Source organism: Paraburkholderia sp. EG304 (assembly GCF_046543485.1).
In the GTDB taxonomy this organism is placed as follows: domain Bacteria; phylum Pseudomonadota; class Gammaproteobacteria; order Burkholderiales; family Burkholderiaceae; genus Paraburkholderia; species Paraburkholderia youngii.
This window is the reverse complement of the sequence record NZ_JBKGUA010000006.1, coordinates 23,624-36,444: the sequence shown is the minus strand read 5'-3', so window position 1 is coordinate 36,444 and position 12,821 is coordinate 23,624. Positions and strand designations below refer to the sequence as shown.

General features: G+C 60.8%; 10 protein-coding genes. 8 read left to right on the top strand and 2 right to left on the bottom strand.

The window, feature by feature from the left end; all coding sequences use genetic code 11:
* Nucleotides 1-319 precede the first annotated feature (319 nt).
* The 4 genes from ACLFKU_RS09355 to ACLFKU_RS09340 all read left to right on the top strand — a co-directional run bounded on the left by ACLFKU_RS09355 (nucleotide 320) and on the right by ACLFKU_RS09340 (nucleotide 4,832).
* Complete coding sequence (locus ACLFKU_RS09355; protein ID WP_410848876.1) at nucleotides 320-1,111, top strand: electron transfer flavoprotein subunit beta/FixA family protein; 792 nt, start codon at nucleotides 320-322, stop codon at nucleotides 1,109-1,111.
* Complete coding sequence (locus ACLFKU_RS09350) at nucleotides 1,111-2,094, top strand: electron transfer flavoprotein subunit alpha/FixB family protein (RefSeq protein ID WP_410848875.1); 984 nt, start codon at nucleotides 1,111-1,113, stop codon at nucleotides 2,092-2,094. The genes ACLFKU_RS09355 and ACLFKU_RS09350 overlap by 1 nt, the downstream gene beginning before the upstream one ends.
* Before the next feature lie 8 nt (nucleotides 2,095-2,102).
* A complete protein-coding gene (locus ACLFKU_RS09345) occupies nucleotides 2,103-3,608 on the top strand; it encodes an FAD-dependent oxidoreductase (protein ID WP_410848874.1) in 1,506 nt (501 codons plus the stop codon).
* 66 nt (nucleotides 3,609-3,674) lie between these two features.
* Complete coding sequence (locus ACLFKU_RS09340; RefSeq protein WP_410848873.1) at nucleotides 3,675-4,832, top strand: NAD(P)/FAD-dependent oxidoreductase; 1,158 nt, start codon at nucleotides 3,675-3,677, stop codon at nucleotides 4,830-4,832.
* A gap of 90 nt (nucleotides 4,833-4,922) precedes the next feature.
* Here the strand turns inward: ACLFKU_RS09340 and ACLFKU_RS09335 are convergent, their stop codons facing one another.
* Both ACLFKU_RS09335 and ACLFKU_RS09330 read right to left on the bottom strand, forming a co-directional pair.
* The gene (locus ACLFKU_RS09335; RefSeq protein ID WP_410848872.1) at nucleotides 4,923-5,708 is read right to left on the bottom strand and encodes an SDR family NAD(P)-dependent oxidoreductase; all 786 of its coding nucleotides are present in this window, start codon (nucleotides 5,706-5,708) and stop codon (nucleotides 4,923-4,925) included.
* Between the two features lie 72 nt (nucleotides 5,709-5,780).
* Nucleotides 5,781-7,205: an aldehyde dehydrogenase family protein gene (locus ACLFKU_RS09330; RefSeq protein ID WP_410848871.1), complete on the bottom strand. Its 1,425-nt coding sequence runs from the start codon at nucleotides 7,203-7,205 to the stop codon at nucleotides 5,781-5,783.
* Nucleotides 7,206-7,657: 452 nt separating this feature from the next.
* Here ACLFKU_RS09330 and ACLFKU_RS09325 point away from each other — a divergent pair, with 452 nt between their 5' ends.
* The 4 genes from ACLFKU_RS09325 to ACLFKU_RS09310 all read left to right on the top strand — a co-directional run bounded on the left by ACLFKU_RS09325 (nucleotide 7,658) and on the right by ACLFKU_RS09310 (nucleotide 12,680).
* Nucleotides 7,658-9,346: a choline dehydrogenase gene (locus ACLFKU_RS09325; protein ID WP_410848870.1), complete on the top strand. Its 1,689-nt coding sequence runs from the start codon at nucleotides 7,658-7,660 to the stop codon at nucleotides 9,344-9,346.
* 79 nt (nucleotides 9,347-9,425) lie between these two features.
* The gene (locus tag ACLFKU_RS09320; RefSeq protein WP_410848869.1) at nucleotides 9,426-10,574 is read left to right on the top strand and encodes an alcohol dehydrogenase family protein; all 1,149 of its coding nucleotides are present in this window, start codon (nucleotides 9,426-9,428) and stop codon (nucleotides 10,572-10,574) included.
* 266 nt (nucleotides 10,575-10,840) lie between these two features.
* Entirely contained in the window at nucleotides 10,841-11,953 is a 1,113-nt protein-coding gene (locus ACLFKU_RS09315; protein ID WP_410848868.1) for a nitronate monooxygenase, read from the top strand.
* A 7-nt stretch (nucleotides 11,954-11,960) separates the two neighbouring features.
* Nucleotides 11,961-12,680, top strand: a complete 720-nt coding sequence (locus tag ACLFKU_RS09310) for a nitroreductase (protein WP_410848867.1) — start codon at nucleotides 11,961-11,963, stop codon at nucleotides 12,678-12,680.
* The last annotated feature ends 141 nt before the right edge of the window (nucleotides 12,681-12,821 follow it).

The following is a 12,821-nucleotide window of genomic DNA, read 5'->3' as shown; positions in this document are numbered from 1 at the left end:
GAGGGACGATGGCCTGGCGTACGCGACGAAGGTCGCCGTGAAGCGTCGCCGTCCTACGTACAACGTCCCACCCCCATGTGCCAATGTGAACGCCGGGCCGAGGGAAGAAAGTTTTTTGACTTTGCGGCCCGTTGGTGCATACTGACCGAAGGGTCGAATTATTCTATCTTTCGGTCGTATTTTGAGTGCGAGGGGCTCTCTCGTACCACGGCAACCGCAGGTTGTCGGTCCAGAGCAATCGGGGGTTCTTCGGGGGAATGCTGGACGGGCGGCTGGTTGAGATAGCTTGGCGGGGCGACTTATTCGGATGGAGAGACAAATGCATATCGTAGTAACCCTGAAGCAGGTCCATGACCCCAATACGCCACCGGAGCGCTTGGTCCTCGGTGCAGACGGAAAATCGCTGACCAATCCGGCCGGTGTGAGCGACGTGGCGAACGGGTACGACGTCAACGCCGTCGAAGAGGCGCTCAAGATACGTGAAGCGCTGGGCGGATCGGTTACCGTTCTGGGTGTGGGCGGCGAGGCGCTGAAGGGGCATCTTCGCCGTGCGATCGCCATGGGCGCGGATAAGGCGATCCACATCGAGGGCGCCGGCGGGATCGATTCCGATCCGGCCCCCGTTGCGACGCTGCTCGCGGCCGCGATTCGTACACTCCCGGCCGTGGACCTCGTTTTATGCGGCAGGCAATCGTCCGACACCGATAACGGGCAAGTGCTGTTTCGGCTCGCGGAGCAACTCGGGTTGAGCGCGGTATCGCCGTTAAAACGCATGGTCGAAGTCGCGGCGGATTCCGTTCAGGTCGAGCGTCTGACAGACGATGGCGTCCAGCGCGTTCGGTCGGCGTTGCCCGTGTTGCTGGGTATTTCGAACGAGGCGAACAAGCCGCGTTCTCCTTCGCTCAAGGGTGTCATGGGTTCGAAGAAGGCCGAGATACCAACGTTGAGGGCGGCTGATCTGGGCGTTGATCTGCCCGCCCCGAGTATGGTGCTTCGGCGAGTCTACTTCCCCGAGGTCAGCACGGCGCGCGCGGAAATCGTTTCTGCTGCGGACGGCGCGGCGGCAGGCAGAGCCCTGGCCGATCGGTTGCATGAAGAAGGAGTGATCTGATGGCGGGCGTCTTGTTTTTCGGTTGCGCGGCGAACGGCGTGTTGCTGCCCGGCGCTCGAGAGGTCGCTGCTGCGGCGCGGCAGCTCGCACAGGCGCTCGGTACGTCGGTGGCCGGAGCCATTTTGGGCACGGGCGTCGAGAAAGCGGCGTCCGAATTGGGCCAAGTCTCGGGTTCGGACGTTTATTTTGTCGATGATGAGCGCCTGAAGTCGTATCTTGGCGATGCATACGTCGCTTCCGTGAGCGCGATCGTCGACGCGGCGGCGCCGGAATTCGCGCTGTTTCCGCAAACCTCGGAAACGAATGAGTGGGTGCCACGGCTGGCCGCGCGATTGGATGCGGCACTGGTTACGTCGTGCAGCGGTCTTGTCGTCAGCGACGGCGAAGTCATCGCCACGAAGCCGGTCAGCGGTGGCGCTGCGAAGGCGGAGTACACCTTCAATCGTCCGTTGAGGATGGCGATTGTCGCGCCCGGTAGCTATGAGCCCATCGTGGAGGATGTGGTTGCGGGTCGGCTCCACCGAGTCACTGCGCCGGAAATCAACACGCGGGTTCAAGTCCTGGACGACATTGCAGACCCGGTTGGCGCCGGCCCGCAGTTGAAGAGTGCGCGAGTCGTGATCTCGGGCGGGCTTGGCATCGGCAGCAAGGAAAACTGGAAGCTGATCGACGACGCGGCGGCAGCCTTGGGCGCCGGCGTGGGAGGGAGCCGAGCCGTGGTCGAACTCGGCTGGATACCGCCTTCCAAACAGGTCGGCTTCAGTGGTGTGAAGATTCGGCCGGATGTGTACCTTGCCGTCGGAATCTCTGGAGCGGTTCATCACCTGGCCGGTATTTCGGGCGCAAAGACCGTGGTCGCGATCAACAACGATCCGGACGCGAACATTTACCGAATAGCGCGTTTCGGGGTAGTGGGCGACGCGAAGGATGTCCTGCCCGCATTCGTTGCGCGGGTGAAGGAACTGCGCGCTCAGAACGGATAAGTGTGGGTATGGAAACGAATAAGCACGTGATAGTGGTGGGCGCGGGCGCCGCGGGTTGTGCAGCCGCTCTTGAAGCCGCCAATGCGGGGTTGCGGGTGACGATCATCGACGAGCACCCTCAAGAGGTATCGGCGATGAGCCTCGACGCGCCTTATTTTTATGGCGCTCGGCTCCCTTCGGTCCTATCGGATCCGGGCCTCATCGCAGAGCGGGTTTTGGGCTCGAATGAGCCCCTGATGGCGTGTCTCGAAGCAGGCGTCGATGTGGTGACGGGCACCGCCGTTTGGGGCAGCTTCCGCCCGAGCAAAAACAACACGCATCAGAAGACGTATCAGATCGGGGTGGCGGATGCCGAACGCAGCTCGCTACTCGATTACGACTATCTGATCGTCGCGCCGGGGTCGCGCGATCTCGTGTTGTCTTTTCCCGGCTGGAATTTGCCGGGCGTTCTGGGCGCCAATGGCGCGAGCGCGCTGCTGTCGCGCTATGAAGCGCTTGGTGGTACGAAGATCGTCGTGCTCGGCAGCGGCAACCTCAGCCTGCGCACGGCTCAGCTGGCGCTTTCCAAGGGCATCGCTGTCGCCGCCATCGTTGAGGTCGCGGCCGAGATCAAAGGCGATCGGGAGTTGGCGCGGGAGCTCGAGAGCGCCGGTGTAGCCTTCCATCTCTCGACGGCAGTCCTGCGCGCGACCGGCGATACCGAAGTCAAAGGAATCGAACTCGTTGCCTTGGACGAGTCGGGGCAAGCTGTGGCGGGCGGCGCCGTCGAAGTGCCGTGCGACACCATTTGCATGGCGTTTGGCGCGGTGCCGAATATCGAGCTGGCGTCGATCACGGGCTGCAAAACCGAGTTCCATCGCGAACTCAACGGATGGGTGCCCGCCGTTAGCGCCAACATGCAAACGAGCCTGCCGAACGTTTTCGTCGTTGGAGATGGCGCGGGTGTGACGGACCGAATGGTGCTCGATCCGAGCGAAGCGGAAGCGCAAGGTCGCCGGGCCGCACAGTACATCGCGACACACGCCGATAGCGATTCGCTGCCGATCGATTCGCAGCCGCGAGCGCTGCCGTCGGAAGCGGCTGCCGACTACCCTGCCGACGCATGGCTCGACGCGTTCGTTCGCGTGCAGGGGCTCGATGTGACCGTGTGCCAGTGCGAAGAAGTGTCGCGCCAGGAATTGCTCGATGTCAGCCCCCCGGGCTACTTGAAAGCCGAAAACCGGGCGCCGTGCGGCGGCCTCAAAGGGTTGTCGGAAGTCGGACAGGCTAGCCAAGATCTCGTAAAACGACTGACGCGCGTCGGTATGGGCCACTGCCAAGGAAAGCGTTGTCGCGACCAGTCTTCGATGCTGCTCGCGAAGGCGGCGGGCAAGCCGCTCGAAACCATTACGCCCGGGTCCTATCGCTGCCCGGTTCGCCCCATTCCCTTGCAAGTCATTGCGGAATACGAAGAGACGCAGGAGATGCGCGCCGGCTGGCTGTACTGGCCCGCTCCGCCGGTCGACCACGAATGACGTGAGTCGAATCCGACTGATCGGCGCAGTAAAGAACGGTGCGAATGGATTAGCAAGAGGAGTTTCATGGAAACCGCTGACGTAGCTGTTGTGGGTGCTGGGGTCGTTGGCTTGTCGACCGCATACTGGCTGGCAAAGGCCGGGGCGAAGGTCGTCGTATTGGACAAAGGCAGGACTGCTTGGGAGGCCTCCGGCCGGGCGAGCGGGTACTTGAGCCTGCGCGGCGAGACGCCCATCGAAGCACGTGTCGCCGCGGAAGCGGAACGGATCTGGAATACGCTGGACGATGAACTCGGATACGTAACCGAGTGGTGCCCCAAGGGCCGTCTATGGGCCGCATTTCCCTACGAATGGGAAGAGATGCAGGCCACGTTTGAAGCGTTCAAGAAGACCGATTTCGAGTTCCGGCTGATCGACGGCAAAGAGGCGCGGGAGTTGTTGCCTTATTTGAGTGAATCCGTCGTCGGCGGCATTCACACGACACGCGCGGGGCATGCCAACCCGCAGCGAACCGCGCAGGCGTTTGCTTGGGCCGGCAACGATCGCGGCGTGAAAATTCTGGAGAATTCGCCGGTGTTATCGATCACGACCTCAGGCGGCGCGATAACGGGACTCAAAACCCCCAATGGCGAAATCTCCGCGCCGAAAATCGTGAACTGCGCCGGCCCTCAGGCGGGCATGATCGCCGACATGATCGGCGGTTATGTGCCGGTCGCCGCGGCCAGGCTCGAGGCGATGGTCACGGCGCCGCTGCCGCCGATGTTTACGTTCGCGATGATCGGGAACGGGGTATCTGTGCGACAGACGCATCGCGGCAACCTGCATTTCAACGGCGGCCCGCACGAGTGGATCGACGTCGATTTGACTTCGGAGCCCGACAAGCCCACTACACCGATCATCCGCAACGCCGCGCGTCGCGTCTCGGAACTGCTGCCGTCGGCCGCAAGCATTCCGCTGTTGCGATGCTGGGGTGGTGTGATCGATCTGACGCCCGATCACTCGCTGATCCTGGACAAGGTCCCGGGGCCTGAGGGCATGTACGTCGCGGTCACGTCGGGTCATGGCTTCGGCTTATCGCCTGCGATCGGCAAGGCCATGGCGGAATTGACGCTGACGGGAGAGAGCAGCATCCCCATCAAAGAGCTCGGCCTGTCGAGATTCGCGAAGCTTCCGAAGGACTGGCGCAAGCAATACAAATGGGATGCAGGCAATTACAACACCTGATCCTCGAAATATGAACGGCCAAGCATCATGTCTTGGCCGTTTTATTCTCTCGAACGAGAGCGAAATGCGGGCATGATGCCCGCATATTTCTTACTGGATCGTCCAACCGCCGTCGATCATGAGCGAGTGGCCGTTCATGTAGTTCGAGTACGGCGACGCGGCGAACAGGATCGCATTGGCGATATCGTTGGGCACGCCCTTTTTGCCGGCAGGGACGCGCTTCAGTGCATCGGGGTTGACGCCGACGCCGCGCATCGGCGGGGCATCGTCGGCCAGAATGCGCGTGGAATGCTTGCGCATGTCGGTTTGAATCATACCGGGGCACACGGCGTTGACTTTGATGCCCTTGGCGGTCAAATCGCACGCCATCTGACGCGTGAGACCGATCACGCCGAACTTCGACGAGGTATAAGCTAGGCCATCGGCGCCGCCGATGACGCCGCCGACGGAAGCGACATTGACGATGGCGCCTTCGCCACGCGGCATCATGTACTTCAAGACGGTGCGGCTCATCAAGAACGTTCCGCGCAGATTGGTGTTGATGACTTTGTCCCACAGGGCCGTAGTCGTTTCATTGATGCCGGCGAATCCATCGAAAATCGAGGCGTTGTTCACCAGAACATCGATTCGACCATACTTGGCGATGACCTTACCCGTAACGTCTTCGATCATTTCCTCGTTCTGAACGTCGGTCTTCATGAACTCGGCCTTGAGGTTTTCTTTCGCAAGCGAGGAGACCACATCGTCGCCCTCGTCTTCGAGAAAGCCCGCGATGACCACGGTACCGCCTGCGCGAGCAAACGATTCGACGGTGGCGCGGCCAATCCCGGTTTCTCCACCCGTCACTACGATAATCTTGTCTTTGAAGTCGAACATCATTCGCACCTTTGAGTTGAGAGCGGCTCGTGACATCGTGCCGCGGCCGCTCGTAGACATGTTTGCCCGCGATCAGCCGTGGCCGACCACCGATTTCACTTCGAGGTATTCCGTCAAGCCATACGCGCCGGCTTCGCGGCCATTGCCGGAGCGTTTGTAGCCCCCGAACGGCGCGCGCACATCGAAGTCCGGGCTGTTGACGAAGATGGAACCGGCACGCAGGCGCCGGGCGACACGTCGAGCGCGCTCGAGGTCGCCTGAAGAGACGTACCCGGCGAGCCCGTATTCCGTGTCGTTGGCGATCTCGACGGCCTCGTCTTCACTGTCGTAGGGAATCAAAACCAGCACGGGGCCGAAGATCTCTTCGCGTGCAATAGCCATGTCGGGCGAAACGTCGGCAAAGATCGTCGGCCGGATATAGAAGCCGCGGTCGAGACCTTCCGGACGTCCGGGGCCGCCCGCCGCTACCCGCCCGCCTGTGGCCACGCCATTCGAAATCAGGCGCTGAATCTTTTCAAACTGAACGCGATTGGCGACCGGCCCCACCATCGTTTTCGGATCGGTCGGGTCGCCCACCGTATGCTTGCGCGCTTCGTCCGCAGCAATTTCAACGGCTTTCTCGTACTGATGGCGCGCGATGAGCAATCGAGTCGGTGCGTCGCAGGTTTGCCCGCTGTTGGCGCAGATGGCTCGCACGCACGATCGAACCGCGGCATCCAGATCGGCATCGTCGAAAACGATGTTCGCGGATTTGCCGCCCAGCTCTTGCGTCACGCGTTTCACCGAGTCGGCTGCCGCCTTGGCGACGAGAACGCCCGCACGGGTCGAGCCGGTGAAGGACACCATGTCGATGTCGGGGTGACGCGAAATGGCTTCGCCGACCGTCGGGCCGTCGCCATTGACGAGATTGAACACACCGGCAGGAAGACCGGCTTCCTCGAGAATCTCCGCAAAGATCGTCGCATCGAGGGGCGCGATCTCACTGGGCTTCAACACGATCGTGCAACCGGCCGCGAGTGCGTAAAGCACCTTGCAGACGACCTGGTTCAGCGGCCAATTCCACGGCGTGATGAGACCGACGACGCCGATGGGTTCCTTGATGATTCGGGTGCTGCCGACCTGCTCTTCGAACGCGTACGACTTCAAGATGTCGATGACCGTTTCGGTATGCGCGATACAGGACGTGACCTGTGCTTCGTTGGCGAAGGTGATGGGGCAACCCATCTCTTGCGAGATCAACGAGGCGATCTCTCCATGGCGCCGCTTGAGGATCGGGAGCACGCGCTCGAAGAAGGCGACCTTATCCGCCGTCGATGTTTGCGCATAGCTCGGGAAGGCCGAGCGAGCGGCCCGGACCGCACGGTCGACATCGGCCTGCGATCCCATCGAGATATAGGCAGCCGGTTCCTCCGTCGCCGGATTGATGACGGCCGCCTTGCGCGGTTCGACGGGGTCGACCCACTGACCGGCGATGTAAAACTTCAAGAATTTATCCATGGTTGTCTCGTTAGCAATCGGAACTGGACAAGGAAGCCCGCGCTTCCCCGAGCAACGGAGCGCAAAGCGAATCTCGAGAGCAGGCTGTCGATACGACGCGGGCCGCAGGCATGGTGTTGGCGTCCATCATCTGGACGCCAACTTGGACAGCAATGGGACGGGTTTACCCGTGCCATGCGCCATGCGTGGGCGACTCGCTCCTGCCCCGCTCATAATATACCGCATAGTCAGATTTACGTCCTAGTCATTCAAATTTAAAGGAATGCAGGCGAGCGGCCCGTTTCCTCGGAATTGATGCGTTGCACCGAACGATCTAGGGAAATCCCTAGCACCCACGGCCTCTATATATGGAGCAAGGCTGCAAGCCCTGTTCGCTAACCCTCGAAAAAATTATACTAGGTAGTCATTTTTACAGTACCATCAGTCTAAACACCATCCGCGTTGTTGCTGCCATGAACATCAAAGACTTCAAATTGCCCGACCAGACTTTCGACTACATCGTCGTCGGCGCTGGATCCGCCGGATGCGTGATCGCGTCACGGCTGTCCGAGGATCGTTCGATCACCGTCCTTCTCGTTGAAGCCGGACCGGAAGACAAAAGCTGGACCATCGACATGCCCCTTGCTGTCGAAAGCCTAGTTTCCGGCAGTGAGTTCAACTGGCAGTACGTCAGCGATCCCGAAAAGTATTTGTCCGGGCGGCAGGTCGACCATCCGCGAGGGAAGGTGCTTGGCGGGTCGTCCTCGATCAACGGGATGGTGTATACCCGAGGCAACGCGCTCGATTACGACGGCTGGGAACAAACCTACGGTTGTACCGGCTGGAGCTACGCGGATGTTCTGCCGTACTTCAAGCGATCCGAGACGTTTTGCGGAGACGGCAACGATTATCGAGGCCGCCACGGCCCGTTGCGAGTCAGCCGCCCGGACGTGGCGAAGGACCCGCTCCAGGCGGCTTTCATGGAAGCCGGGAAACAAGCCGGCTACCCGACGACCGATGATTCCAACGCGTATCAGCATGAGGGTTTTCACCCCAGCGAATGCACGATTTACGGTGGGCGCCGCTGGAGTGCGGCCCGCGCATATCTTTCGCCGGACGTGCGCCGCCGCGCCAACCTCACCATCAGCACGAATACGCTCGCCGAGCAGATCGTTTTCGCGGGCAAGCGGGCGACGGGCGTCCGGCTTCGGAAGAACGGCGAAAGTCGGGTGGCGACTGCCCGCAGAGAAGTGATTCTCTGTTCGGGTTCGATCGGCTCGGCGCAACTCCTGCAGCTCTCGGGTGTGGGGCCGGGCGACGTGCTGCGCGCCGCCAACGTCGAGGCGGTTCATGAGCTACGCGGTGTCGGTGCGAACCTTCAGGACCATCCGGATATCACGCTGCAAGTCGAATGCCGGCAGCCGTTCGGGCTGGCTGCTTTCACGAAGTTTCCTCGCAAGCACCTTGCCGGCGCGCAATGGTTCCTGACGAAGACGGGCGTTGCGGCGAGCAACCAGTTCGAGGCTGCAGCGTACATACGGACGAAGGCGGGCGTGCGCTACCCCGATTTGAAGCTCGAGTTCTTGGGCTTGGCGTTTCAGCCGGAGACCTTTGCGCCCTACCCCGGATACAGCTTCCAAATTCATATGACGTTGATGCGGGCGCAGAGCCGGGGAAGTCTTGCCATCAAAACCAATCGCGCGACCGACCAGCCCTACCTCAAATTCAACTATCTCGAGTCCGAGGCCGATCGCGAAAGCTTCAGGAATTCGTTGCGTTTGACGCGCGAAATCGTCGCGCAAAAAGCATTCGATCCCTATCGCGGAAAAGAATTGGCTCCGGGGGATGACGTCCAAACCGACGAACAAATCGATGCTTGGGTCGCCTCTCGCGTCGCGACTGCTTATCACCCGTCGGGGACTTGCCGCATGGGCGCTGCAACCGACGACGATGCGGTGGTCGCACCCAATTTAAAGGTACGGGGCTTGGAAAACCTTAGAGTAGCCGACGCGTCGATCATGCCCCTCGTGGTCGCGGCAAATACGAATGCGCCTTGCATCATGATCGGTGAGATGGCTTCGGATCTTATCCGGGGCCGGAAGCTGGCGTCGGAACGGCGGCCGCATTACGTCGCAGAAAATTGGATGACGTCGCAGCGGTAGTAAGCCAGCGACGCCAGCATGAGCTCGGGAGACGCTTTTATATCGTCCCGAGCGTAATCAACACTAGGAAGACGGAACAATGAATTCTGCGGTTTCTGAATCGGCAATTCCTGACGCGATGCGCGCCGTGTTGCTTACCGGCTATGGCGGCATCGATAAGCTGCAATATCGAGAGGATGTCCCGGTGCCGCGTCCCAAGAAGGGCGAAGTGCTGATCAAGGTGGGCGCATGCGGCATCAACAATACCGACATCAACCTTCGCACGCAGTGGTACAACCGCGCCGCGGGCGCAACCCTGACCGAGGAAGTCGGTCTCCGCGGGGTTCAGGGCATCGCGGATAAGCAAGAAGAAGCGGCCGCTACATGGAAGCAGGAAGCGAACGTATTCCCTCGCATTCAGGGCGCCGCAATCGCAGGGCGGATCGTGGCCGTGGGCGATGCGGCGAATGCCGCGCGCGTCGGCGAGCGCGTGATTGTCGATCCGCAGGTGCGCGATTTGTCTTTGCCCGAGCGAGCCCAGCTCGTCGAATACATCGGCGGCGAGCGCGACGGTGGATTCGCCGAATATGTGGCGGTACCCGCAGAGAACGCATATGCGGTGACGTCATCGCTTAGCGACGCCGAACTGGCTACGTTTCCGACTTCGTATGACACCGCGGAAGAGATGCTGGAGCGGGCGCGTCTTTCGGAAGGCGAAACGGTCGTCGTCACCGGCGCATCGGGTGGGGTGGGCACGGCGCTCGTGCAACTCGCGTTGATCCGGAAGGCGCGGGTCATCGCGATTGCGGGCGAGTCCAAGGAAGATCGAGTTCGAGCGCTCGGCGTGCATGCCTTCATTCCGCGCGAATCCGAGAGCATCAAGGCCGCCGTCGAAAGAATCGTTGGCGCCAACAGCGTCGATGTGGTCGCGGACGTCGTCGGCGGGCAGGCATTTGGCGATTTTCTGAAGGTGCTTCGCCGCGGTGGTCGGTACACGACCGGTGGCGCGATCGGCGGCCCTATTCAACCGATGGATCTTCGAGACCTGATCTATAAGGACCTCGAAATGTATGGGATCACTTGCCCGACGCCGGCGACGTTCGCGCGCGTAATCGCGCATGTATCGTCGGGGAAACTGCGCCCGTTGCTCGATAAAGCATACCCGCTCGACCAACTTGCTCAGGCGCAGACGGATTTCGTCAAGCGTACGCACGTCGGCAAATTTGTTATCGAACCCACTACGCGGTAGCGACTTCGCACAAGCGGAGCGAATCTGCGTTCGCTTCGCGGCTTTCGCGGCTTTCGCGGACGTCGGCACGCGCTCGCATTCGGTGTTGTACTGCGGCAATCCGGCACGGGTCATCTTGCTTGTTGACCTGCAATACTGATAAGTATAGTTTACGTACTGAGTGGTCAGCGACCGACGATGCCGCGCTCCATGCAAGCATTGCATGTTCGAGACTGCGCAGCCGCGGACGATGGTCTCCGGGATACAACTGAAGATAGGATGCTTCGATGAAGACTGAACTTGGGTCCCAATTCGGGATCGATCTGCCGATCTACGCTTTCTCTCACTGCCGAGATGTCGTTGCGGCGGTCACGAAGGCGGGCGGTTTGGGCGTGCTGGGCGCGGCGTGGATGACGCCCGACGAACTCGCAATGTCCATTGACTGGATTGAAAAGCAAGTAGACGGCAAGCCGTTCGGCGTCGACCTCGTTTTCCCCGGCACGGGCGGCGATGAAAAATCGCCCGAGGAATATCTGAAGCAAATTCCCGAAAGCCATCTGTCGTTCGTCAAGAACGTCCTGGACGAAGCGGGTGTCGCCGACATGTCTGAAGCGGACCGCAACGCATACATGGCCGAGTATGCGACGAAGATGTCGATGACGAACAAGAAGAGCCAGGAACAACTCGATGTGGTGCTCAGTAAGCCCGTGAGTTGTGTCGTCGGCGCGCTGGGCGTCACGCCGGATTGGGTGGTGAAGCAAGCCCATGCTCGCGGGATCAAGGTGGGGGCGCTCGTGGGAAGCGGTCGCCACGCTAGCAAGCAAAAAGCCGCCGGCGTCGATTTCTTGGTGGCTCAGGGGACGGAGGCTGGCGGCAGTGTCGGCTCCATCGCATCGATGGTTTTGTGGCCGCAGGTGGTCGAAGCCGCAGCGGGCCTTCCCGTTCTCGCAGCTGGCGGCGTCACGCGCGGCTCGCACATCCTTGCGGCGCTGGCGCTCGGATGCCAGGGCGTTTGGATCGGCTCGTTGTGGCTCGGCACCGCCGAGAGCGATCTGAACATGGAAATGCGCGAAAAGCTGTTCCAGTCGGAATCGGAAGACGCCAAGTTGAGCTTTGCTATGACCGGAAAGCAGTGCCGTATTTTGAACACCGACTACATGAAGGCGTGGGCTGAGCCTGGCGCGCCCAAACCGCTGAAGTGGCCGATGCAGTCGATCCTTGGTGGCTACCCGTTCAAGCGGGCGGAGCGTGCGCACAACATGGACTATTGGAGCTACTCGGTCGGCCAAGCCATCGGCGACATGAAGGGGCACACCACGGTCAAGGGTGAGTTCGAACGGCTGTTGAACGAATATTTGGAGGCGCTCGAAGCGCTCAATGCAAAGACGTCTTACGAGTAAGTAAGAGATGAATCACAACCGCACGGCCTGCCACGAAGACAGCCAAGATCTAAGGCGGTTTGAGATGCTTGAATGGCTTCTCGACGAACGGCGGTCGTGCAGAGCGTTTAGATCGGACCCCGTCGCACACGATACGATCTTGCGCATCTTGTCCGCGGCGCAGAAGACTGCATCTGACTGCAACACACAACCGTGGAGAACGAGGATCATCAGTGGTAAGGCGCTCGATAGGCTTCGACATGCGATGTACGAGCGAGCATTGAGCGGAGTGGCGCCGGTATCGGACATACCGCCGATCGGAAGTTACTTCGGTATGTATCGCGAGCGTAGGCGCGACTGCGGTTGGCAACTGTATGGAGCACTTGGTATCGCGCGCGGCGATCGTGCCGCATCAGGCAAGCAGGCGCTCGAAAACTTTCGCTTTTTCGGCGCGCCGCATCTGGCGCTGATTACCACTCCGGCCTCGTTTGGCTCACGCGGCATATTGGATTGCGGCGGATATCTGACCACGTTCGTACTCGCCGCATGCGCGCTCGGTGTCGGCACCGTCCCTCAGGCGTCGATCGCCTATCGAGTGGACGCGATCCGCGAGCAGCTCGCGATCCCCAATGACGAGCATGTTGTGTATGGCGTGTCGTTCGGATGTCCGAACGAGTCGCACCCAGTGAACAGCTATCGAACTTCCCGCGCGCCCCTCGAACAGGTGGTCGATTTCATTGACTGTTGAGCGATCACTCGACTAGTGAAAGGAGGAGATGCCGGTACGGTTTGTCGCGCCGCACCAAGACGTGCCGCACGAGCAGCTGACGTTGTCTTCCGCCTATTAATTTGCAGGCCGGCTAGCCGCGAGTACGCCGGTTTCATGGGG